The 23,155-nt window shown below is 60.9% G+C and carries 19 protein-coding genes and 1 pseudogene; 6 read left to right on the top strand and 14 right to left on the bottom strand.

Going from position 1 to position 23,155, the window contains the following annotated elements; all coding sequences use genetic code 11:
- Window positions 1–56: 56 nt before the first annotated feature.
- The 4 genes and pseudogenes from HBO09_RS16365 to HBO09_RS16375 form a co-directional block, all read right to left on the bottom strand.
- Window positions 57–2,006, bottom strand: a complete 1,950-nt coding sequence (locus HBO09_RS16365) for a DNA topoisomerase III (RefSeq protein WP_169994808.1) — start codon at window positions 2,004–2,006, stop codon at window positions 57–59.
- Between the two features lie 211 nt (window positions 2,007–2,217).
- Complete coding sequence (locus tag HBO09_RS16370) at window positions 2,218–3,843, bottom strand: MFS transporter (RefSeq protein WP_169994806.1); 1,626 nt, start codon at window positions 3,841–3,843, stop codon at window positions 2,218–2,220.
- Window positions 3,844–3,913: 70 nt separating this feature from the next.
- Window positions 3,914–4,000 (bottom strand): annotated as a pseudogene (locus HBO09_RS29205) (outer membrane lipoprotein carrier protein LolA); the annotation flags it as partial.
- Between the two features lie 15 nt (window positions 4,001–4,015).
- Entirely contained in the window at window positions 4,016–5,662 is a 1,647-nt protein-coding gene (locus HBO09_RS16375) for a GMC family oxidoreductase N-terminal domain-containing protein (protein WP_169994804.1), read from the bottom strand.
- A gap of 130 nt (window positions 5,663–5,792) precedes the next feature.
- Here HBO09_RS16375 and HBO09_RS16380 point away from each other — a divergent pair, with 130 nt between their 5' ends.
- Window positions 5,793–6,680 (top strand): LysR family transcriptional regulator, encoded by an 888-nt coding sequence (locus tag HBO09_RS16380; protein ID WP_169994802.1) that lies wholly within the window; start codon window positions 5,793–5,795, stop codon window positions 6,678–6,680.
- A 140-nt stretch (window positions 6,681–6,820) separates the two neighbouring features.
- Here HBO09_RS16380 and HBO09_RS16385 read toward each other — a convergent pair whose 3' ends face one another.
- From HBO09_RS16385 to HBO09_RS16405, 5 genes are all read right to left on the bottom strand, one after another.
- On the bottom strand, window positions 6,821–8,680 hold the full coding sequence (locus tag HBO09_RS16385) for a DUF3857 domain-containing transglutaminase family protein (RefSeq protein ID WP_169994800.1): 1,860 nt from the start codon (window positions 8,678–8,680) through the stop codon (window positions 6,821–6,823).
- A 150-nt stretch (window positions 8,681–8,830) separates the two neighbouring features.
- Window positions 8,831–9,928, bottom strand: a complete 1,098-nt coding sequence (locus HBO09_RS16390; RefSeq protein ID WP_169994798.1) for a DNA alkylation repair protein — start codon at window positions 9,926–9,928, stop codon at window positions 8,831–8,833.
- 331 nt (window positions 9,929–10,259) lie between these two features.
- Entirely contained in the window at window positions 10,260–11,606 is a 1,347-nt protein-coding gene (locus HBO09_RS16395; protein ID WP_169994796.1) for a glutamine synthetase family protein, read from the bottom strand.
- A gap of 22 nt (window positions 11,607–11,628) precedes the next feature.
- Entirely contained in the window at window positions 11,629–12,186 is a 558-nt protein-coding gene (locus HBO09_RS16400; RefSeq protein ID WP_169994794.1) for an XRE family transcriptional regulator, read from the bottom strand.
- Window positions 12,187–12,306: 120 nt separating this feature from the next.
- On the bottom strand, window positions 12,307–14,466 hold the full coding sequence (locus HBO09_RS16405) for a WG repeat-containing protein (RefSeq protein ID WP_169994792.1): 2,160 nt from the start codon (window positions 14,464–14,466) through the stop codon (window positions 12,307–12,309).
- Between the two features lie 130 nt (window positions 14,467–14,596).
- On the opposite strand from HBO09_RS16405, the gene HBO09_RS16410 reads away from it, so the two are divergent.
- The gene (locus HBO09_RS16410; RefSeq protein WP_169994790.1) at window positions 14,597–14,902 is read left to right on the top strand and encodes an RcnB family protein; all 306 of its coding nucleotides are present in this window, start codon (window positions 14,597–14,599) and stop codon (window positions 14,900–14,902) included.
- 173 nt (window positions 14,903–15,075) lie between these two features.
- The gene (locus tag HBO09_RS16415; RefSeq protein WP_169994788.1) at window positions 15,076–16,281 is read left to right on the top strand and encodes an MFS transporter; all 1,206 of its coding nucleotides are present in this window, start codon (window positions 15,076–15,078) and stop codon (window positions 16,279–16,281) included.
- A 129-nt stretch (window positions 16,282–16,410) separates the two neighbouring features.
- On the opposite strand, the gene HBO09_RS16420 is transcribed toward HBO09_RS16415, so the two are convergent.
- The 3 genes from HBO09_RS16420 to HBO09_RS16430 form a co-directional block, all read right to left on the bottom strand.
- Window positions 16,411–16,659 (bottom strand): DUF1652 domain-containing protein, encoded by a 249-nt coding sequence (locus HBO09_RS16420; RefSeq protein WP_169994786.1) that lies wholly within the window; start codon window positions 16,657–16,659, stop codon window positions 16,411–16,413.
- A 12-nt stretch (window positions 16,660–16,671) separates the two neighbouring features.
- Window positions 16,672–16,923, bottom strand: a complete 252-nt coding sequence (locus tag HBO09_RS16425; RefSeq protein WP_169994784.1) for a CsbD family protein — start codon at window positions 16,921–16,923, stop codon at window positions 16,672–16,674.
- Window positions 16,924–17,058: 135 nt separating this feature from the next.
- Window positions 17,059–18,552, bottom strand: coding sequence for a helix-turn-helix transcriptional regulator (locus tag HBO09_RS16430; protein WP_169994782.1), 1,494 nt, complete (start codon window positions 18,550–18,552; stop codon window positions 17,059–17,061).
- A 280-nt stretch (window positions 18,553–18,832) separates the two neighbouring features.
- On the opposite strand from HBO09_RS16430, the gene HBO09_RS16435 reads away from it, so the two are divergent.
- Window positions 18,833–19,801 carry a hypothetical protein gene (locus HBO09_RS16435; RefSeq protein WP_169994779.1) on the top strand — a complete coding sequence of 323 codons (969 nt, stop codon included), beginning with the start codon at window positions 18,833–18,835 and terminating at the stop codon, window positions 19,799–19,801.
- An 86-nt stretch (window positions 19,802–19,887) separates the two neighbouring features.
- Window positions 19,888–20,508, top strand: a complete 621-nt coding sequence (locus HBO09_RS16440; protein ID WP_169994777.1) for a hypothetical protein — start codon at window positions 19,888–19,890, stop codon at window positions 20,506–20,508.
- 40 nt (window positions 20,509–20,548) lie between these two features.
- On the opposite strand, the gene HBO09_RS16445 is transcribed toward HBO09_RS16440, so the two are convergent.
- Both HBO09_RS16445 and HBO09_RS16450 read right to left on the bottom strand, forming a co-directional pair.
- Window positions 20,549–21,718: a hypothetical protein gene (locus tag HBO09_RS16445; protein ID WP_169994775.1), complete on the bottom strand. Its 1,170-nt coding sequence runs from the start codon at window positions 21,716–21,718 to the stop codon at window positions 20,549–20,551.
- Between the two features lie 14 nt (window positions 21,719–21,732).
- Window positions 21,733–22,620, bottom strand: coding sequence for a nitrilase family protein (locus HBO09_RS16450; RefSeq protein WP_169994773.1), 888 nt, complete (start codon window positions 22,618–22,620; stop codon window positions 21,733–21,735).
- Between the two features lie 182 nt (window positions 22,621–22,802).
- On the opposite strand from HBO09_RS16450, the gene HBO09_RS16455 reads away from it, so the two are divergent.
- A complete protein-coding gene (locus tag HBO09_RS16455) occupies window positions 22,803–23,147 on the top strand; it encodes an FKBP-type peptidyl-prolyl cis-trans isomerase (RefSeq protein WP_169994771.1) in 345 nt (114 codons plus the stop codon).
- Window positions 23,148–23,155: the final 8 nt, after the last annotated feature.

Below are 23,155 nucleotides of genomic sequence, written 5' to 3' on the forward strand. Positions count from 1 at the left end.
CCCAAAGCGGCGTATATCCCGTCAAAAAGCGTCATTTTCCGGATTTTTCCTTCCATTCAGCCCTTGCTGGCCGGTTTTGCCGCCCGTTTCGGGCTGGCGCCGGTCTTGCGCTTGGCCGGCTTACGTTTATTTTTCCAGGGTGTGGCACCACGGCCTGCGGGGCTGGCCGGGCCGCTGATGGTCATTTGCATGCCATTGCAGCGGGCCACTTGTTTGCTCATCCACGCCGCCTGTTTGGCGACAAACTCTTCCAGGCTCATTTCACCGCTTTGCACCATGTCCAGGGCCTGCTCCCAAATCGCAGTGGTGCCGGGATCGGCAATCGCTCTGGGCACCGCGTCGATCAGGCTGAAGGCCGCCGGTGTGGCGGACAGCGCCTTGCCATTTTTTACCAGGTAACCACGGTCCAGCAGGCCCTGGATGATCCCGGCCCGTGTCGCCTCGGTGCCGATGCCGGTGGTGTCCTTGAGCTTTTGCTTGAGCAGTGGGTCTTGCACCAGTTTGGCGACGTTCTTCATCGCCTTGATCAGGTCGCCTTCGGTAAAGGGCTTGGGCGGCTGGGTCCACAGGTCCTTGAGGTTGACCTGCGCGACCCCGTAATCCTCGCCTTGCACCAGCGGCGGCAAAGGCTGCGGCGCCGGCGCCTCGCGGCCTTTGCTCGGAGCCAGGGCTTCGGGCAAGGCGCGCTTCCAACCGGCTTCCACCACGACCTTGCCTACCGCACGCAAGGATTCACCGGCACAGTCAAAGTCTGCCTGGGTGCGATCATATTCGTGGTTGGGCAGGAACTGCGCCAGGTAGCGGGCGCGGATCAAGGTGAAGACGGCGCGGTGCTTGCCGGTCAACTGCGCCAGATCCTTGCCGGCGCCGGTGGGGATGATGCCGTGGTGGGCGCTGACCTTGGCGTCGTTCCAGGCACGGGAGCGGCGTTGTGCATCAAGGTGCGGCAGCAGCGCGCTCACCGCCGGATCGGCGCGCCCCAATGCCGCGAGAATAGTGGCCGCGTCGCCATGCTGGCTTACGGGCAGGTAGCCGCAGTCGCTGCGTGGGTAGGTGATGACCTTGTGGGTTTCGTAGAGGGACTGGGCGATATCCAGGGTTTCCTGGGCGCCGAGGCCGAGTTTCTTCGAGCAGATTTCCTGCAGGGTACCCAGGTCAAAGGGCAGGGGCGCCACTTCGCGCATGCGTTCGGTGCGCAGCTTCACCAGGCGGGCGCTGGCGGCGTTACTCATGGCTGTCGCCGCCTGCCGGGCGCGCTCATGGTTGAGGCAACGGCCCTGGTCGTCACAGATATCATCGGCGGCGCGCCATTGCGCGATAAAGCTCATCTGCGCATGCAGCAATTGCACATCGATTGCCCAGTACGCCACCGGGACAAAGTCGGCAATGCTGCGGTCACGGTCCACCACCAGGCGCAGGGTCGGAGTTTGCACCCGGCCCACCGGCAACACGCCCTGATAGCCGGACTGGCGGCCGAGCAACGTAAACAGGCGGCTCATGTTCATGCCGATCAGCCAGTCGGCGCGGGAACGGCCCAGGGCCGAATGATAGAGGCTGAAGGTGTCCGCACCGGGCTTCAACGAAGCCAGGGCCTTGCGGATCGAGGCATCATCCAGTGCCGACAGCCATAGGCGCTGGATCGGCCCGCGATAGCGGCAATGCTCTACCAGCTCCCGGGCAATCATTTCGCCCTCGCGGTCGGCATCGGTGGCTATCACCAGCTCCCGGGCTTCCCCCAGCAGGCGCTTGACCGCCTTGAACTGGCTGGCCGTCTTGGGTTTGACCGTCATCTTCCATTTTTCCGGGACGATGGGCAGGTCGGCCAGCACCCAGCGTTTGTACTTGGCGTCGTAGGCATCGGGCGGGGCGGTTTCCAGCAGGTGGCCGATGCACCAGGTGACTGTGACGTCGGTTCCCAGCCAGCATCCGTCGCCCCGACGTCGGGCGCCGAGCACGGCCGCGATATCCTTGGCCTGGGAGGGTTTTTCACAGAGGAACAGCCGCATGGTCAGCCCATTCGTTACACAATTGAATGGGCGAAGGATGGGCAAAAGAAGGGAATTGAGCAACCTTTATCTGGATGGATATACAGCAATTTGTGTGGGCGCCGGGAAACCAATGTGGGAGCGGGCTTGCCCGCGATAACGGTGGATCAGTCAATACATCTAGTGACTGACACAGCGTCATCGCGGGCAAGCCCGCTCCCACAAGGGGATATCAGTTGTTATCCAGATCCACGTTCTTGGTTTCCTTCAGGCACAGCAGCCCGACAATCAGGCTCACCCCGGTAATCACCACCGGGTACCACAGCCCGTAGAAGATATCGCCGGTATACACCACCAACGCAAACGACACGGTGGGCAGGAACCCGCCAAACCAGCCGTTACCGATGTGGTAGGGCAGGGACATGGAGGTGTAGCGGATGCGCGTCGGGAACAGTTCCACCATTAGCGCGGCCAGCGGGCCGTAGCACATCGCGGCGATCAGGATCAGGGTGACGATCAACACCACCACCATGGTTTTGTTGACCTGGGCCACGTCCGCCGATTTCGGGTAGCCGGCCAGGGTCACGGCGCCGCGCAGGGCGTCTTCGTCGTAGCCGTCGATGCGCACATCGCCGATGCTCACTTGTACCGCGCTGCCTGCCGGTGCGGCTTCGCTGCTATAGGGCAGGCCCTGTTTGACCAGGAAGGTCTTGACCTTGTCGCAGGGGCTGTCAAACCGCGCCTTGCCCACCGGGTCGAACTGGAAGGTGCAGGTGGCCGGGTCCGCCAGTACGGTGATCGGAGCCTGGCGGCTGGCCTGGTCCATCGCTGGGTTGGTGTAGTGGGCCAGGCCCTTGAAGATCGGGAAGTACAGCGCGGTGGCCAGTAGCAGGCCGACCATCAGCACCGGCTTGCGCCCCCATTTGTCCGAGAGCCAGCCGAAGAAGATAAAGAACGGCGCGCCAATCACCACGCTGATGATCAGCAGCATATTGGCCAGGGCCGGGTCCATCTTCAGGAACTGGGTCAGGAAGAACAGCACGTAGAACTGCGCCGCATAAAAGGTCACGGCCTGGCCGGCGTTGATGCTGAACAGCGCGATCAACACCACCTTGAGGTTTTCCCAGTTGCCGAACGACTCGCGGATCGGCGCCTTGCTGGCCTTGCCTTCCTCTTTCATTTTCAGGAACGCGGGGGATTCGTGCAGGCTCAAGCGGATCCAGGTGGAAATCCCCAGCAGCACGATGGACAGCAGGAACGGCAGGCGCCAGCCCCAGACTTCAAATTGATCGCCGGTGAAATAACGGCAGGCCAGCACCACCAGCAACGACAGCAGCAGGCCGAGGGTGGCGGTGGATTGAATCCAGCTGGTATGGAAGCCGCGCTTGCCGGCCGGGGCGTGCTCGGCGACATAGGTTGCGGCACCCCCGTATTCACCACCCAGGGCCAGGCCCTGGAGCATGCGCAGCACCACCAGGATGATCGGCGCGGCGATGCCGATGCTGGCGTAGGTGGGCAACAGGCCCACGCAGAAGGTCGCCACGCCCATCAGGACGATGGTGGCCAAGAAGGTGTACTTGCGCCCGATCATGTCGCCCAGGCGCCCGAATACCAGCGCGCCGAATGGCCGCACCACAAAGCCGGCGGCAAAGGCCATCAAGGCGAAGATAAAGGCCGTGGTGTCGTTGACCCCGGCAAAGAATTGCTTACTGATCACCGCCGCGAGGGCGCCATAGAGGAAAAAGTCATACCACTCGAACACCGTCCCCAGGGACGAGGCGAAGATGACCTTTTGCGACTCCTTGCTGGTAACAGTGGCGCCCGGTGTGGCGTCCAGGGGTTGAGCACGTTCTGACATGGGGTAGTCCTCACAGTGATTATTTATTGTTGTTCCACTGTCGGCGCTAACTTCAGCGCCGCTCTTACCCTGTAGGAGCGAGCTTGCTCGCGAAAAGCCTGAGAGCAACGCGGTTATCCAGAATGCCCGCGTTATCGTTGGCGATTCTTGCGAGCAAGCTCGCTCCGACAGGTCATGCCGGTGTTGTCTGTTCTCGTTGGGGGGTGAGGTTCCTCGTTGAAGGGGACAGGATCAGTTGCGCGGCTTTTTCCGCGATCATCAGCGTGGGTGAGCAGGTGTTGCCGGAGGTGATGCGCGGCATGATCGAGGCGTCGGCGATGCGCAGGCCGGGCACCCCATGCACGCGCAATTGGGCATCGACCACGGCGTCTTTGTCCTGGCCCATGCGGCAGGTGCCGACCGGGTGAAAGATCGTGGTGCCAATCCGTGCCGCGGCTTCCTGCAATTGTTCATCGCTCTGCAACGCTTCACCGGGCAGGTACTCCACCGGGTTGAACGGGCGCAGGGCCTGGGCGCCGACAATCCGCCGGGTCAAGCGGATGGCATCGGCGGCCACGCGTAAATCTTCTGGATGGCTCAGGTAGTTGGGCTGGATCAGCGGCGGCGCAGAAGGATCGGCCGAGCGGATATCGATGCGCCCGCGACTCTGTGGGCGCAAGTCGCAGACCGATGCAGTAAACGCCGGGAACCCGTGCAGCGGCTCGCCAAAGCGCTCCAGCGACAGCGGCTGCACGTGGTATTCGAGGTTGGCCGAGGTCTGTTCCGGTCCCGAGCGGGCGAAGGCGCCGAGTTGGCTGGGCGCCATGGACAGCGGGCCGCTGCGGTCATACAGATACTGCAGGCCCATGCCCATCTTGCCCCATACGGAGCCGGCGATCTGGTTCAGGGTGCGGGCGTTTTCCAGCTTGTAGATCAGCCGCAGTTGCAGGTGATCCTGCAGGTTGCCACCCACCCCCGGCAGTTCATGCAGGACCTCGATACCCAACGGTTTGAGCACGCTGGAAGGGCCGATGCCGGAACGTTGCAGGATGCCGGGCGAACCCACGGCGCCGGCGCACAGGATGATTTCCTTGTGCGCTTGCCAGGTCACCGCTTGCCCTTGCTGGCGGCCAACTACCGCACTGGCACGGCCGTTTTCCAGGAGGACGCGGTCGACTTCGACACCGGTCAACACCGTGAGGTTGGCACGCTGGCGAATCGGCTTGAGAAACGCCTTGGCCGCATTCCAGCGCACACCGCTTTTCTGGTTGACCTGGAAGTAGCCACACCCTTCGTTATCGCCCTGGTTGAAGTCGTCGATGCTGGCGATGCCACTTTGCTTGGCGGCTTCGCGGAACGCGTCGAGGATCGGCCAGTGCAGACGCTGTTGTTCAACGCGCCACTCGCCGCTGTCGCCATGCAGGGGCGAGGCGCCGGCAAAATGGTTTTCGCTTTGCTTGAACAGTGGCAGTACATCGTCCCAGGCCCAGCCCGGGTTGCCTTCGGCGGCCCAGCCATCGTAGTCGTTGGCCTGGCCGCGCATGTAGATCATGCCGTTGATTGACGAGCAGCCGCCCAGCACCTTGCCCCTTGGATAGCTCAAGGCACGGCCTTGCAGGCCTTCCTGGGCTTCGGTCTTGAAGCACCAGTCGGTGCGCGGGTTGCCGATGCAGAACAGGTAGCCGACGGGGATATGGATCCAGGGGTAATTGTCGCGGCCGCCTGCTTCAAGCAGCAATACGCGATGGGCGGGGTTGGCGGACAGTCGATTGGCCAGCAGGCAGCCCGCAGGGCCGGCGCCTACCACCACGTAATCGTATTGCGCAGGTGCAATAGTCATTTGGGGTCTCGCTTGTTTTTCTTATTGGCTCCATCCTAGTTGTTAGTTTTCGTCTTAAAAATGTTAGTTTTTGCCCAGCTGCTGTGCGTTTTTAAACAGCGCTGTTCTCAAGGCCGAGAGGGGAGGCGACATGTTCGACTGGAATGACCTGCGGTACTTCCTTGAATTGCAACGTAGCGGGCGCCTGCTCACCGCTGCCCAGCGCATGAAGACCACGCATGCGACCGTGGCCCGACATATCGAGGCCATCGAGAAAAGCCTCGGCACCGCGTTGTTTGTGCAGCATGCCCAAGGCTACGAACTGACGCCGTCGGGCGAAGCGCTGCTCAAGCATGCCGAAGCCATGGAGAACGTTGCACTGCTGGCCGAAGAAGAACTGACCCACTCCGCCGCGCCCCTGGGCAAGATCCGCCTGGGGGTGGCCGAAGGTCTGGGGGTGATGTTCCTCGCCGGGCGCATGGGCGGCCTGTTCGAGCGTTATCCCGGGCTGGAAGTGGAACTGGTGGCGGTGCCGCGCTTTGTCAGCATCCTCAACCGCGAGGCCGAGATCAGCATCCACCTGGAGCGGCCCAGCGTCGATCAACTGGTCACGCGCAAACTCACCGACTATCGCCTGGCCCTGTATGCCAGCCGCAGCTACCTGGCGCGCACGCCCGCCATCGAGAAGCGCGAAGACCTGGCTGCCCATGCCTGGATCGATTACGTCGACGACCTGCTGTTCAGCCAGGAGTTGAAACTGCTCAGCAGCTTTTGCCGCAACCCCAGGGTGGTGTTCCACAGCACCAGCGTGATCGCCCAACACCAGGCTGCGCGCTCGGGGCTGGGGATTGCGGTGTTGCCATGCTTTATGGCCGCAGGCGACCCGGACCTGGTGCCGCTATTGCCGCAGGAAGGCATCCAGCGCAGCTACTGGATCAGCTCCCGGCGCGAGTTGCACAAGTCGGTGCGGTTGCGGGTGTTGTGGGATTACGTGGTGGAGTTGTGCGCCAAGGAGCAGGGGCTGCTGTTGGGCGAGTAAATCTGCGGATGTACAAAGATCAAAATGTGGGAGCTGTCGAGCCCCTGCGAGGCTGCGATGACGGCTTCACAGGCGCAATAGTTGTCGCCTGACACACCGCCATCGCAGCCTCGCTGGGGCTCGAAAACTCCCACATGGGTTTAGAGTTTTACTGTCTGGTGTACCTGTTCACCACATGCACGAGCATCGTTGATCATCTTTTCAAACGGCGCACTGACGATTTCGTTATGGCTCAACCAGCGCACTTTCTGGGTCAACCGATAGTGGTAGCGCAGGCCATCCTTGAGCTGTTCGCCATCGAGTTCCAGGTCATACCAGGGCGAGCTGATCTTGCAGCCCTGGACCGGCTTGTCCATCTTCCCGCCGGTCAAGGTAAAGGTGTAGTCGACCGTGTCCGGGTTGCCCAGGTACAGGTCGGCCTGTTGCCCGTTGCGGCGGTAGTTGAGCAGGCCGTCCCATTTTTCTTTGAGCGACTGGTCGGTGTAGACGTAGCCTTCATCGAGTTTTTCCAGGGCGCGCAGGTCGGTCATGCTGGCCTTGACCGTGTAGCTATCGGGCTGCACGAACCCGGTGGGTTGGCGGGTGACCTGGCAATCGCTGATCTCGCGACCGAAGTTGTCGCAGATGTTCTGGTCAGTGGCGGTGGCCCCCTGTTCACGGTCAGCCATGCTCAATTGCATCAGCGTCAGGCGGCTGAAGGTAACGCTGGCGCGGGTCGCGCCGTTGCCCTGCTTGTCGTAATGCACCTGCTTGTCCAGACGGATGCTGGTGTCAGGGCGCGCCAGGGGGATATGTTCCTCCCGTACCTGGCCCTGGGCATTGTTGACGAGTACCCAGCGATCCTGGATATCCGGCATGGTCTGGCCCGGGGCGAACACCGGGTTGGTCGGGTCCAGCCACCACACCTGGCCGGCCACTTCGGCACGCACGATGGCATGGTTGGGCGCGCCCGTGCCTGGAACCAGCAATGAATCCACCACATCCCCCCGGCTGACCCACGCGGTCTCGGCCTTGATCCCGCTGGCCTTGAGCATGGCGGTCAGGAGGATCGCCAGGTCCTTGCAGTCGCCATAACCATGCTGCTCGATCTCCGCCAGGTTAAACGGTACATAGCCGCGATCCGTGGCACGCCAGTCACCCAGGTAACGGTAGTGATCGTTGATGTGCTGCATCAGCCCGGCGACTTGCTGCGCCGGGGCCAGGCCCTGCACTGCAGCCACGGCAGCGGCACTGCCCGCCGGCAGCTTGGCTGCGAGAATCTGGTTGTAGCGCTGGGCAAAACCGCCGAAGTGCTTTTGCACATCCAGGCTGCTGCCCACTTCGATACGTGGGATCACGCGGATATAGGCGTGGCCCGATTCGTTGATGTAGTTGAGATAGGTCGGCGCTTTTTGCTCGATATCCAGGGTCTTGCGATTGACCGAGGGGGTGATGGTGAAACCGTCCATCGACTCAGCGCGCCACTCGATTGGCCGTTCAGCGGTAAAGCGCGCCTTGAGTCGATCGCGACGGGCGTTGCTGGGGCCAAACTGCAGGGCGTAGTGGAACTCGGTCATCAGTGGCTTGGCCGGGTGATGTTCGCGCACGGTGTAGCGGATCTGTGTGCCGACCCGCAGGTTGGGGAAGGCCAGGGACGTCTGCTTCAGGCGGGAAAACCCCTGGTCGGGGTTGGGCGCGGTGCGCGTATCGATCTGCGATTCGGCCAACGCCTGGGGCTTGCCGCCGGGCTGGATGGACTCGGCGTGCAGCACTTCAAAGCCATCGCCTTCGGCGTAGTTGAAGTCGATGCGCGACAATATTTCCCGGCCGCTGGGCTGGAGGATGGTGTAGCGGTAGGTGGTTGTGCAATCGGTGCTGGCGTCACGGTTGAAGTGGCAGTGCAGCTCGGATTCATTGGCAAGTGCAGCTTCGGCCATGGGTTGCAACGCGGCATGAGCAGTGTGCGAAACAAGCCCCAGACTGGCGCAAATCAAAGGGCGGTAAAACGAGAAACGGTGCATGGGCGCCTCAGGTGGAACGTTGACACAGATACCCGTGCGGGTACCAAGAGGTGCCAGATGATAATGGATCGCAACACCAAAGGCCAGCATTGTAGGACAATAAATATCGCTGAAAGGCCCGAGATAGAGCCTTTTGTTCAGTAGGAGGGGTTAGCCGATCAACTCAAATCCGCTGCTTGCCAGGCGCTCGCCGTTCACCAGTACGTGCACCGTATGCTGGCCGGGGTAATGCTTGCGCGTGGTCATGTCGCGGATGTGTTGGCCGCGCTGCACGGTATGCCGTTCACCGGCGCCGAGGGTAAATGCCTTGAGCTTGAACACCTTGGCGGCGTTATGGCCGGCGCTTTTTACATACTCGATGGCGTAGTCCACCACCAGCTTTTGTGGGGCATTGGTCGTGGATTCGAGGGTAAACGACAGATTGATCCGCTCGCCCAGGCGAATCGCCGCTGGCTCGACCCTAAACTGGTGGATCTTCACCTCGGCACGGGCGCCTGCGCCCATGATCGTCAGTGCGCGGGTATTGCCTTGTTTGATCAGGCTGCGCAGGGCGTGGCGGGCGATCCAGGCGGTGTGGGGGTTGTCCAGGGACCAGCTTTCGATCACTTCCAGCACCCAGTCCGGATGATCCTTGGTGATGTCGTTGAGGTGGTTGGCCACGGACTTGCGCACATACAGGCTGCTGTCGGCCTTGAGGTTCTCCAGGATTGATGCGCACAGGCGCGGATCAGCCTGTACCTGGGCCAGGCGAAACGACCACGGCAACCTGGGCCGCGAGCCCTCGCTGGCGAGGCGGCGTACGTGTTCATTGGCATCCAGCGACCACTGCTGCATCACCTCCAGCGTGCGCTGAAAATCCTTGAGCAGAAAAGCCCGCACGGCAAATTCGGCAGAGCCAAAGGTGGTGAAGTACTTGAGCGCTGCCATCGAGCGCTTGAAATCATCCAGGCCGTAGCTGGCCACGTAGTGCCCGAGGAACAGGCTGACAAAACCACTGTTCAGGCGCGGGGCCAAGGCATACAGAAGCTTGAGGGTCTGTGCATAGTCCAGCGGGATCACTGCGTGCAGGCTTTCACTGACGCGGGCCATGCGCTGCATCACCGACAACCCGGCAAGGTCCTGGCTGGCGTGCTGGAGAAAGCCCTTGGCATCGAACGGCGGGTACACCGTGCTCATCTCATCGGCGATGTGCTGCAGGCGTTCGAGGTTGAAGATTTCCTTGAGGGCAGGGGGGCTTTGGTCGGTCATGGGTAGTCCGCAGCAGAGGTTGGTCGTAAGACCTTTGCAAGGTAACAGCTTTGTAGGAGCCGGCGTGAACCAGCGATAGAACTCCCCTGTGGCGAGCGGGCTTGTCGGAACGCCGCATCGCCCGCGCTGGGCTGCGAAGCAGCCCCAAAACCAGCCGCCTCGGTGATTCTGAATAAACTCGGTGCTCCTATTGGGGCTGCTTCGCAGCCCAGCGCGGGCGATGCGGCGTTCCGACAAGCCCGCTCGCCACAGGGGAGTTCGTCAGTTTCTGAAAGTTGTGTCGATACCTATGGCTATCGCTGGCAAGCCGGCTCCCACAAGAGGACGGTCGCTAGAGATACCAGCGATATTCCCGCGCATTGATCTCCTGCTGGAAAGCCAAGTGATCCTGGCGTTTGTTTTCGCAATAGACGTCGACAAACTCCGCGCCCAAGCCTTCGCGCAGGACCGGTTGTTGCTGCATGGCGCGCACGGCTTCGAGCATTTCCAGGGGGAATTCGTGGCCGCTGTCGCGATCCTCGTTCAGCGGTGCGATAGGTTCACGCGCGGCATCCAGGCCATGTTCAAGCCCGACCAGGATCGCCGCCAGTACCAGGTATGGATTGGCGTCGGCACTGGCCAGCCGATGTTCGATCCGCAGGTTGCGCGGGTCGGACTCGGGAATGCGTACGCAGGCATCTCGGTCTTCATAGCCCCAGCAGGCCTTGGTGGCCGCATTGACCGTACCGCCCAGGCGGCGGAAGGCGTTGTGGTTGGGCGAGAAAATCGGCATGCAATGGGGCAGCAGTTCCAGGCAACCCGCCACTGCGTGACGCAGCGGTTGCTGCTGGTGTGCCGCCAATAGGTTGTTGCCGGCGGCATCGTACAGGCTGACATGCACATGCATGCCACTGCCGGGGTGTTGCAGGTAGGGCTTGGCCATGAAACTGGCGCGATAGCCATGCTTGAGCGCCACGCCACGGGTGCTGCGGCAGAACAGGGCGGCCCAGTCTGCGGCGCGCAGGCCGTCATCGAGGTGACCGAAATTGATTTCGAACTGGCCAGGGCCCAACTCGGCAGTGATCACCGTAATGTCGATGCCCTGGGCCTGGGCGGTCTGCACCATGTCATCGAGTACCGGGGCGAAACGCGACAGCCGTTCGATATGCAGGGTCGGTTGGTCGTCGGGGTCGTCGCTCAATGGGTCGCGGGCAAATTGCGGCAGGCCGTCGGCGAGTTTTCTGTCAAACAGGTAGAACTCCAGCTCAAACGCCACCACCGGGTGAATGCCTTTGCGATGCAGGCGCTCCAGGACTTTGGCCAGTACTTCCCGTGGCTCGAATTCGATGGGCGCCTCGGTGCCGTCGGAGGTGATCAGCATCTGCCCCAGGGGCTGCGCTTCCCAGCTCACGGGCTTGAGCGTACCGGGTACCAGGCGGCGATTGGCGTCAGGGTCGCCGTCATGGAAGCAATAGTCACCGATCTTGAACAAACCGCCCTGGGCGCCCAGCAGCACGGCGTTCTGTGGCAGCTTCAGGGGGCTGCCGGCGGCGACTTTTTCCAACATTTCAACCGGGTAGCGCTTGCCGTAGAAACGCCCGGGGATGTCCAGGCAAATCAGGTCGACGTAACGTACATCCGGATGGTTCTGGCGAAAGGTCCGCACTTCGGCCAGTAACGTGGAGGAATGGCTTTTCACGGGTGACGCTCCTTGGTGTGCCTCAGTTATAGACCCACAGCACGCGGGCCGGCAGGTCGGTCAGGTTGCCGTAGCGGCAGTGGGCAAAACTGGCGAGGTGAAAGCTGTCGCCGGGGCCGAGGGTGACCGCATCGGCTTCGCCCTCGACCCACAGGGTCAGGTGGCCTTCAAGCACGAAACCTGCCTGTTCGGCGCGGTCGCTCATGGTCTGCTCGCCACTGTTGGCGCCGGGTTCGAGCAGGCTGTCGAGGATCGAAAACGCCCCTTGCATGCTGGGCGAGACAAGGATGTCGGTGATGCCATTGGCGTAATACACCGTGCGCCGCTCGTTGGGGCGGGTGACCCAGGCCACGGCCTTGGGTTTGGACAGGCTGTAGAAATAAGTGGTGGGCACATCCAGCGCATGGCTGATGGCAGTCAGGTCCGCCACGGTGGGGCGCGACAACCCGCGCTCGACCTGGGACAGGAACCCCACGGAACGCCCGATCTTCTGTGCCAGTTGGGCCAGGGTGAGCTTCTTGTATTTGCGCAGGTCGTGAACCAGGATCGCCAGGGCGTCGAGTTCTTCTTGTTTGTCCATGGGGCTTTCGTGAAATTCTTATCTAAAAATTTCATGAAAAATTACAGGATTAATTTCACGGGTGCAATAGCGGTCCTGTTGTAAGAGCCGGCAAACCGGCTCCTACCACGATGCCATCATTCACTCGCGTTCGAAGCTATCGGTCTGGTTGCCATCGGCGTCGAACACATTCACCCGGTTCTCGTCTTTCACATCCCAGATGCTATAGGTCGCGTCGTTGCTGTTGTACGGGTAGCTGTAGCTGGTATATGGCCCGAGTTTTTTCACCACGCGGTTGTTTTTGTCGATCAATACCAACCCTTCAAAACTATCCATTTCTGCCGAGGCCAGGTTTTTCTGGAATGGGTTGAGTTTGCTGTAGGTCATGGGCACGCGCAGTTTGCCCTGTACGTCGATGGCGCCATAGCGGCTGCCCTTTTGCACCACTGCCATGCCGTTGGAAAACGGGTTGACGTCATCAAAGGGCAGGCTAAAAGGCAGCACCTTGCCCTGCTCGTCGATAAAGCTGTATTTGCGGCTGTTACGGTCCTGGACCAGCAGCGGCTGGCCCTGGACAAACTGGCCGAAGACGGTCGCGCCGGGCGGGTTGAGTTTCTTCATCTGCAGGTTGTAGACGTCAGTCTGTTTCTGGTCGGCGGAGGTGGCGTAGATAAACTCGCCACTGCCGTTGATCCCCGAGTAGAGCGGCGCCAACAGTTCCTTGCCGGTCAGGCTCCAGGCACCGTACAGCGAGTTCGAACCATAGGTGGTCTCGCCGGGCCGGCCAATGAACACGTTGCCGACCACACTGGGGTTGACGTACTTCATCGGCACCACGACCTGCAGTTTCTTGACGTCGTAGACCCCATACGGGCCATTGGTTTCACGCTCGACAATCACCAAGTTGTCGTTGATTGCGCTTTCGATGATCTCGAAGGGCAGCTCTTTCAATGTCTGCGTACCCGGTACAAAGGCGAAGTACTTGAACAGCAGTTCGCTCCAGCCTTCGCCGGACGACTTCTGGCCGACCATGATGTGGTACACGCCGGGCATCTCGGTGGGATCGATGCGCTTGAACCGTGGCTTGACCACCCATTGCCCCTTGCTGTCGATAAAACCGCTGCTGTCGCTGGCGCTGTCGTAGGCGATGTAGCGCTCTTGGGGCGCGCTGTTGTTGTGCATTTCCCAATCAAAGGTCTGGGGTTGGGCCGGCTCCAGCACGTAAATCACGATGCTGGCGGGGGTATCTTCGAATTGATAAGTGGCCTGCACGTTACTCAGCTCGCTGGCGGAGCTGGGCAGGTTGCTGGCGAACTGTTCCAAGTGATCCTGCACCGCAGCGGCCGTCTTGAAGTCGGTGAAGTTGTCTTCCATGCGCAGCAGTTCGTTGTAATAGGCCCGCAGGTTGGCTTTTTGTTCGGCGGTGGGCGAAGTGTTGGAGCTGTTGCCAGCGCTGTACAGCGTCTTGCCATCGGCGGTCAGGCCCTGGATTACATAGGATTTATTCTTCGGCGTTGCCAATTGCAAGGAGGCACTGGCGTCGCCCAGGTGGGTCAACTGGTACACCTCGCCACCTTCGGCGGTAGCTTTCGGGTGGGCCCGGTCCAGGACGATTTTATTGAAGCCGGGGTAGGCCTGATAAGTCAGGGTCAGGCCGATACGTTCCAGGGGCTTGTTGAGCTTGAGTTCGGCCTGGGTGGTGTCCTGATCTTGCTCTTCGCTGTCCTCATCCTTGACCGCCACATCGGCGAACGGCTGTTGCGAGCCGTCGCGAAAGTACAGGGTCTGGATGCGGTAGCTGGCTTCGGTCTGCTGATCGGGCAGGGCGCCACGCTTGAGCACCTCGCGAATCGCCTCGACCTCCAGCTTCAGCCCGGACGCATTGTCGTAGAACAATTGCTGGAACTGCCCCGGTGTGCGCTGCAGGTCCGTCAATGCCGCCTTCAGTTCTGCTGCGGGGAAGGGCACGAACGGCTCCTCGTAGTTCAGCTCTTTGTGTTCGTCAGGCGTGGTGGTGGCGGGGCCGATTTCCAGGCGCATGCTTTCGAGCATGGCGATGCGGTTGATGCTGTCGCGCATGTCGAGGATCAGGTAATTCAGGCGTTTTTTCGCTTCCGGCAGAGGCAGGTCGCGGATGCCATCCACACCCCCTTCATTAAGTTGCGCTTCGCTGTATTCGGGACCGTCAAGCAGGCCGTTGGTGGCGCGGCGGTCCAGCAAGTAATAGGTGGCACCGCCAATCACGGCGATCACGATCAGGGCGCTGGCCAGCAGTTTGGTTCGGGTCAGGGCTGTTTTCATTGTTCTCGGACTCGTTGGAAGGCTGGCCCAAGATTAGCAGGCGCGGATATCGGTGCCTGCATTGCGGGTGAATGATTGCCTGGGCCTGCTGTCGGAAACTGGGTACGCATCATTTACTGAAGGAATGCCCATGAAAGCAACATCCCTGATTGCCAGCCTGCTGGTTGCCGCCAGCCTGTCCGCCGCCAGCCTCACCGTGCAGGCCGAGGACAATCCGCAGAAAACCGTGGAGCCTTCGAACATCAGCGCTCGAGACTTGAAAGTCGGGGACCGTGCGCCGGATATCCTGGTGCGCAAGGAATCGGCCCTTGCTGACTGGAAAAAGCGCGGTCTCAAAGCGCCCCACGACGACAGCCAATGGGCGCGGGTCAATGACCGTTATGTGCTGGTGAAAATCACCAATGGCACCATCCTCGATATCACCCCGGCCAAGTAACGGTTTGGGGGAGCGGGCCAATGCCTTTGCTTCCCCTGCGACCGATGTATTTAAAAATCCCATGCACGATTGCATAAAAACGGCATTTTTTGCCGCTTATCCTGAGTTAAGGTAGCTGCGCTTTGCCCCTGTCATGGCGAGCGTAACGACTACTTTCAGGAAACGAGAGCAGGATGCTGAAAACAATAAAAAACTACCCCCGCAGCGTAAACCTGCTGCTGTCGGCCACGCTGGTACTGACCCTGGCCAAGGCGATCACCTTTCCGTACATGGTGATCTACCTGTCCAGCCACTTCGCCCTGGGTATCAGCCAAGTGGGCCTGGTGATCGGCAGTTCGCTGATCGTCGGTTCCCTGTTGAGCGTGTACGGCGGTTTCCTCGTGGACCGGGTCAATAGCTACCGGCTGTTGCTGGGCCTGAGCCTGCTGTTCGTCCTGGGGTTTGTCGGCACGTTGCTGGCCCGCGAGCTGTGGCTTTTCTACAGTTGCCTGATCCTGATCAACCTGGCGTATGCGGTGATCGATATCGCGGTCAAGGCCGGTTTTGCCAGCCTGTTACCCCTGGAAGCGCGCAGCGAAGTGTTTTCCATCAAGTACACCCTGACCAATATCGGCTACGCGGTAGGGCCGTTCTTTGGGGCGATGGTGGCCAAGGTCGACATGAGCCTGCCGTTTGTCTTGTCGGTACTGCTGGGGATGGGATTCTTCCTGCTCTACTGGCGCTGGGGCGACCGCAGCCTGGCCACGATCGACGCCGCGCAAAAACCGGTGCCCTTTCTCGCGGTGGGCCGGGTATTGCTGCGCGATCATCGCCTGGTGTGCTTTACCCTCGGAGGCCTGCTCAGTGCGGTGGTGTTCGGGCAGTTTACCGCCTACCTGTCGCAGTACCTGGTGACCACTTCGGACGCCGAATACACCTACACCGTGATCAGCGCCATCCTGACCACCAACGCACTGCTGGTGATCGCCCTGCAATACGTGATTGGCCGGCAGATCAGCCACCGTCACCTGAGCCGCTGGCTGCTCCTGGGGCTGGGTATGTTCATGGTGGGGGTGATTGGCTTTGCGCTGTCCACCAGCGTGTGGTGGTGGGTGGTGTCGATGGCGATCTTTACCGTGGGGGAAATCATCGTGTTTCCCGCCGAGTACATGTTTATCGACCGCATCGCCCCGGACCACCTGCGCGGGATGTACTACGGCGCGCAAAACCTCTCCAACCTCGGCGCCGCACTGGGCCCGGTGCTGTGCGGACTGGTGCTGGCCAGCCTGCCGGCACACTACATGTTCTACATGCTGGCCGGGTTTATCGTGGCCGGGGGGCTGTTCTACTTTATCGGCGCGTCGTTGAAGCCGCGTCCTGACATCCCACAACCTTTGTAGAAGTCTGCGCCCCTGTGGGAGCGGGCTTGCTCGCGAAGGCGGTGGGTCAGTTAAGTAACTTTTGGCTGTCCGAACGCTTTCGCGAGCAAGCCCGCTCCCACAGGGGAAAAGCGCCTACCGAGCGGGGGATCAGATGGAGAGGGCAGCGCCCACGGTGTTGCTGTGCAATTCGTAGCGCAGCTCCTCGACCATCGTCGCGACGTCTTGTGGGGTCTTGAGCTTGTTCACGCTGATCCCGGTGACCACCAGGTCCACGCGGCCACTCTCGGCATCAAAGACCTTCAACGTCAGTGATGAGTCGCGGCACAGGGTGAATTCGCAGGTCAGTGGCAACAAGGCTTCTTCGATGCAATTACGCAGTTGGGACAAGGTAAACATGCCAGCCCCTCTTTAACGACGACGCAGCAACAGGCCCAGAACCAGACCCACGCCAGCAACGATTGCCACGGTGGCAAGCGGTTTGCGTTGGGCAAAGTCACCGACATTGTCCAGCACATCGCCATAGGTCTGTTGCAGTTGACCGGCCGCCTGGCGTGCTACGCCCTGGGCCTGGAGTTGTTCGTCGTCGGTCATTTCGCCGAGAAAATCCTCAGCCTTACCGAGGGCTTTTTCCACGCGGCCTTTGACTTGTTCACTTTTCATGTTGCCTCCTTCAAGGGCAAAAAATCGCCAGGACACAGGGCGTCAGACCCTGTGCCTACCCTTCAAGGTTAAGCAGCCCATCGCCCTGCAATAAGGCGAATTTGCACTGGTAGGGCTAGTGCATTTGCACTGGACTCATGGTTTTTTGACCCGCCGCTCCCCGGCAAACAGCCCCCGTTCCCGCGCCCATACAATTGCGGCGCTGCGGCTGTGCACATTGAGTTTGGAGTAGACCGTGGCCACGTGATTGCGCACGGTATTGGGCGCCAGCTTCAGGCGCGAGGCGATTTCCTTGTCGGCCAGGCCTTCACAGATCAGCCCGAGTACATCCCGCTCACGGGCGGTCAGGTCGGTGAAGGCGATGGTTGGCTGGTTGGAACTGTTGACGTTCTTGGCGTTGGCCAGTTTTTCGATCAGGGTCTGGCTGAACCAGGACGCATCCTTCATCACTTCCTCGATGGCCGACACCAACTCCAGTTCCGAGCGTTTGCGCTCGGTGATGTTCATCATCACCAGCAGGTAACAGGCGGTGTCCTGGATGGTCACGGTGTCGGCCGACACCACGCAGTCAATCAGCTCATTGCCTTTCTTGCGGATCTTCAGGTCCTGTCCTTCGAGGTTGCCGGCTTTTTCCAGGGTGGCGAACAACTGCGCGCAGGCTTCGCTGCTGTCGATAAAGTTGATATCGCTGATGGATTTGCCGATCAACTCTTCGCTGGTGTAGCCGGTGATGGTCATGAACGCATCGTTGACGTCCACCACCTGCTGATTGCCCGCGTCGCACACCAGGGTCGGCACCGGTGTCAGGCGGAAGGACTTGGCAAACCGCTCCTCGCTTTGGCGCAGGGCGGTTTCGGCCTTGCGCCGGGGTTCCAGGTCGGTGAAGGAAAACAGCATGCATTCCTCATCGTTCATATCCAGCGGTTGGCCGGCGACAATCACCAGCTTGCTGCCGCCTTCGGGCAGCTTCAGCTCGGCTTGCATCTGTGGGATGGTCGCGCCTTCGCCCAGGCGCTGGATCGCCAACTCCTTGCGCTCGGCCTGTTCCAGCACGTCCAGTTCGTACACTGAACGGCCGATCACCTGGTCGCGGCTGTAGCCGGTCATTTCGAGGAAGCCCTGGTTGACTTTGATATAGCGCAAATCACTCAAGCGGCAGATCACTGCCGGCGCCGGGTTGGCGTTGAAGGTCTTTTCAAAGCGCTGCTCGGCGCTGGCCCATTCGGTGGCATCGCTCAAGATCAGCACCAGCAATTCCGGCTTGCCGGCGCTGTCGGTGAGCACCAGGCTGCGCAGGCGATGGACCCAGGTGCGGTCGGTGTCGGCGGTGGGCGTGACTTCGATCACCACGTCACTGAATTCTTCGCCGTTGGCCACCCGGCTCAGCGGGTAAGCCTCCAAGGCCAGCGGGTGATTGTTGCGATAGCGCAGGGCAAAGCGCTCGGCGTATTCGGCAGTGTTGGCGCCGAGCCCGGCAATATCGTCCAGGCCATGCATGGTCAGCGCCGCATCGTTGGCCCACAGAATACTCTGGTCGACCTCGGCGAGAATCACCCCATCGGACAGGCCGGAAATGATCTGCTGCAACTGGCGGCGATTGGTTTCTTGGGCGAGGACGGCCTGGCTCATGCTTTCTCCAAAATGGGTAGATAAGGGCAACTGTGTCTTCTGTAGGAGCGAGCTTGCTCGCGAAGATCCCCAACGCAACGCGCGTGCCCTGGAAGAGCGCGGCATCCAGAACAGGGCATGTCTGGCACATAGGGAGTACGACAACAGAGCCTGAGCATAGTGCAGAGCCAGCCACCCTGGCGGGGTGCGAATGCACCAGTTGTACTAGTGCAATTGTGCCGAGACCGTCGCTGTCGGGCTGGACACACTGATGGCCTACTCATTTGTCCAAGGAACGATTATGACCACTCTTTATGAAACCAACCGTTCGCCATTTCGCGTGTCCTGGGGTTCGGTACTGGCCGGTAGCGCAATTGCCCTGGTGACCTATCTGGTGCTGAGCGTACTGGGCACCGCCATTGGCGCCAGTGCGGTCGACCCAATGGCGGCCGGCAACCCGCTGAGAGGTTTTGGCACCGGCGCCGGGATCTGGCTGTTTGTCTCTACCTTGCTGGCGATTGGCGTGGGCGCCTTTGTCGCCGGCCGTACAGCTCCTGATCGTGGAGGCCTGCATGGTGTCCTGAGCTGGACCATCACCACCTTACTCACCACCTGGCTGCTGGCGGCATTGGCCACCAGCGTGGTGGGCGCCGCAGGCAATGTAGTGGGCAAAGGCCTGTCGGCTGCCGGCAGCGCGGTTGCTGCGGTGGCCCCGGGCGTCAGCGACAGCGTCAAGCAGCAGTTGAACGAGAAGGGCATCAGCCTGGATTGGGACAGCCTGCAGGGCGAGCTCGACACCTTGCTCAAGCAAAGCGGCAAGGCTGAACTGGATCCCGCCAATGTCGAGCAAAAAGCCGACCAGGCAGCGGCAGACGGCCAGCAAGCAGCCACTGATGCAGCCACCAATCCAGCCCAGGCGGCGGCTGAACTCAAGCAGTGGTTCGAACGTGTCAAAGCCTCCGGTGAGCCTGCGTTGAACGCGGCAGACAAAGAGGCGCTGGTTAACATCGTCGCCGCCCGCACCGGCAAGAGCCAGGCCGAGGCCAGCCAGATTGTCGAGAACTATGCCCAGGCGTATCAGCAGGCTGTGCAGAAAGTCGAAGAGGTGAAGGCCCAAGCAGAACAAAAGGCCCGCGAAGCTGGCGAAGTGGCAGCCAAGCAACTGTCCCGCGCGGCGTGGAGCACCTTGTTGATGCTGGTACTGGGCGCGGCATTGAGCTTTGGCATCGGCCGCCTGGCCCTTTCGACCCGCAAAGTGCCATTGGCTTGATCAAGGCCAATTGATGCCATGACCCCAACACCTTGCGTGAGCGCGTAAACTGTCGGCTTTTTTCGCGCCCACGCAAAGGTACGCTTTTGACCCCGGTAAAAACCATATCCCTGCTGCTGCTCACCACCCTGTTGGCTGCGTGCGGTACCTCACCACCACGCAGCCCCGATGACCTCTGCGCTATCTTCCGCGAGAAGGACGACTGGTACGACGCGGCCAAAGTCACCCAGAAGCGCTGGGGCGTGCCGATCCAGATACCGTTCGCCATCATGTACCAGGAATCGGGCTTCCGGCAGAACGCCAAGACCCCACGCAAGTACCTGTTGTGGATCATCCCCTGGGGCCGCGTGAGCACCGCCGCCGGCTATGCCCAGGCCAAGGATGAAGTGTGGGGCGACTACCAGAAAAGCACCGGCCGCAACTGGGCCAGCCGCCAGGACTTCGACGATGCCATCGACTTTGTCGGCTGGTACATGGACAAGACCGCCACCATCAACGGCGTGTACAAATACGACGCCTACGGCCAGTACCTGAACTACCACGAAGGCTGGGGCGGCTACCGCAACCGCACCTATGCCAGCAAGGCCTGGCTGTTGCCGGTTGCCGGCAAGGTCAAGGCCCGTTCCGATCTGTATGCGCGCCAGTATGCGGGGTGCAAGGCGGACCTGGAACGGGGGTTCTGGGGGCGGTTTTGGCGGTGGTTGTGATGGTTGGAGTGGGTAGGGCCCGTGAGCCTTACCCGCTCGTTTACGCGACCAACCTTCCAACCAGAGGCACGATCAACAAGGTACTCAGCGCCATCGACAGCACATTGCCGATGTACGGATGAAAGTGTGCCGGCAGCCGGCCCGCAATGGCACAGGCCAGTGGAGGCGCAATCAATGCGCCAAGCAACGCGCTTGAACCGACCACCATCCAGCTCCCGCCATGGGTCAACACCGCCGCCGGTACGACCGACACCAACGGCACATAGGTGGGATACCATCCGCGCTTGATCCACTGGCTGCGCCAGATCAGTACACCCAGAGCTGATGTCAGCGCCTGGGCCCCGATCAGTTGCAGCACCAGCCCAGAGCCATAGGCAGCGCTCACGGGATTCAAGGCATACGCCAGCAGGACTCCCGCCAGCAGGCCAAGGCTGGCCCACTCATTGCCGAAGAATGGCGCTTCGGAAAAGTCGGCCAAGACCCTGCGCAAGCTCCAGCCCAGGCCATAGGAAGGCGGTGTGGGCGGTAGCGGTTTGTCTGGGGCGATATAGTCGGAACGCACCAGAATCGGTACGCGCCGACAGACGACAAAGGCAATCACGCTGCCCGCCGCCATACCCAGCACGTTACCAATCACCACCGGCAAACCCAGCGGTACGCAGACAAAATTGACGATCAGCAAGCACATCGGCGTGACCAGCAGCGCACCCAACAACGCACCGTTGAGGGTGACCTTCCAACCGCCACCGAACATCAGCACCATCGCCGCGGGCAGTGAAACAAACGCGGCGAAGGTGGGCTGCCAGGTGTCAGCAGTGACCGTCCACCCCCATAACAGGTTGCTCAGCAGCAGACCCAGCAGGGAACTGGTCACCAGCCACGGCCACAGCCCACTGCCGTAGCAAATCGCAAAGCCTTGCCAGCGCTTGCCGCTGCGACTGGCCCACCAGGCCAGGTACGCGCCCGCCAGCAACCCGAGGGAGGCCAGTTCATGTTTGTAGAAGGCCACCTCGCTGATGTCCCCCAATACCCAGCGCAGCCAGGCGATGGGCTCGGGAAAACTTGCCACCATATCGCCGTAACTCGGCCAGGTGTCTTGATGCGTGAGTGCCGTCCAGAGGATCAACAACGCGCTGATGAGCCCCAATGCGATGATCGTCTTATCGACCCGCGAACGTTCGGTCCCGGGCTTGATGAGTAGATTTTCCATGACCTACCCTCCCTTCAGCGCGGCAGGGCGGGATGCTGGGAATAGCCGAGCATCTGATCGTAAAGATCATTGCGTCGGTCACGATGCAAGTCGTTGAGACTGTTCCAGATCGGCGCACTGCGGGCGCTGGTCAGGTCGATATCGGCGAACAGGATTTCCTGGCCGTTGGCCGACGCCACTTTGCCGATAGGCCAGCCATTGGTCCCGGCGATCAGCGAACACCCCAGGTAACGCGCATCGCGCTCCTCACCGATACGGCTGGCGGCGGCGATAAACACGTTATTGACGTGGGCGGCGGTCATGGTCAGGTATGACGCCATGCATTTGCCGGCCTCGTCGAACAGCGGCGGAGGCGTCCACACCCAGTTGTTGAGGCTGCAAATAATATCGGCGCCTTGCTGGCTGAGGATGCGTGGTACTTCCGGGAACCAGATGTCCCAGCAGATCAACAGGCCAATGCGCCCGATAGGCGTTTCAAACACCGGAAAACCGAGGTTGCCCGGGGTGAACCAGAGCTTTTCCAGATTCCATAAATGGGCCTTGCGGTATTTGCCGATCAACCCATCCGGCCCCAGCAATACGGCGGTATTGAACAACTGCCGGCCATCGATCTCATTCAGGCCCGCCACCAGATACACCTGGTGCGTGGCGGCAAACGTCATCCAGGCTTGCACACTGGTCCCACCGGGAATGACCTCGGCATGCTCGAATGCATCCTGGCGGCTGTTGAAGAAGTAGCCGCAGTTCGACAACTCGGGCAATACGATCAGGTTAGCCCCTCCGTTGACCGCCTCGGCGGCCAACGCCAGGCTGCGACGCAGATTGCTTTCACGGTTATCCAGGCCGACCTGGGGATCGAACTGCACGACAGCGACGCGGACAGGGCTTGTTGGTTCGCTCATTGGGGGGTGACCTCTTATTGTTATGCAACCGGGGTGGTTGGTTTTTTATAAGAGGGGAAAAAACGGATGGGGTTAAGTCAGGTGCTTCTGGCTGTGGCGTAGTCCTGATCCTTTAGAGGGCACTTGCCAAAGCCTCTGGATTCTGGGAAAAAGCCGGCCAGTGTGAACCTTATGAGGCCCCCATGAGCAACGAAGAACTGCAAATCACCGACATTCGCCAAGGCGACGGCAAAACCGTGGTCAAGGGTGCACTCATTACCACCCAGTACACCGGCACCCTGGAAGACGGCACGGTGTTTGATTCCTCCTGGGAGCGGGGCAAGCCGTTCCAGTGTGTGATTGGCACCGGGCGGGTGATCAAGGGGTGGGACCAGGGCTTGATGGGGATGAAGGTCGGTGGGGTGCGCAAGCTGTATGTGCCGGCGCATCTGGCCTATGGCGAGCGGACGATGGGCGCGCATATAAAGCCCCATAGCCCTCTGCATTTCGAGATTGAACTGTTGGAAGTGCTGACACGCGACGATTGAAGGTTCAG

The organism is Pseudomonas sp. WS 5027, from assembly GCF_012985695.1.
Classification (GTDB): domain Bacteria; phylum Pseudomonadota; class Gammaproteobacteria; order Pseudomonadales; family Pseudomonadaceae; genus Aquipseudomonas; species Aquipseudomonas hygromyciniae.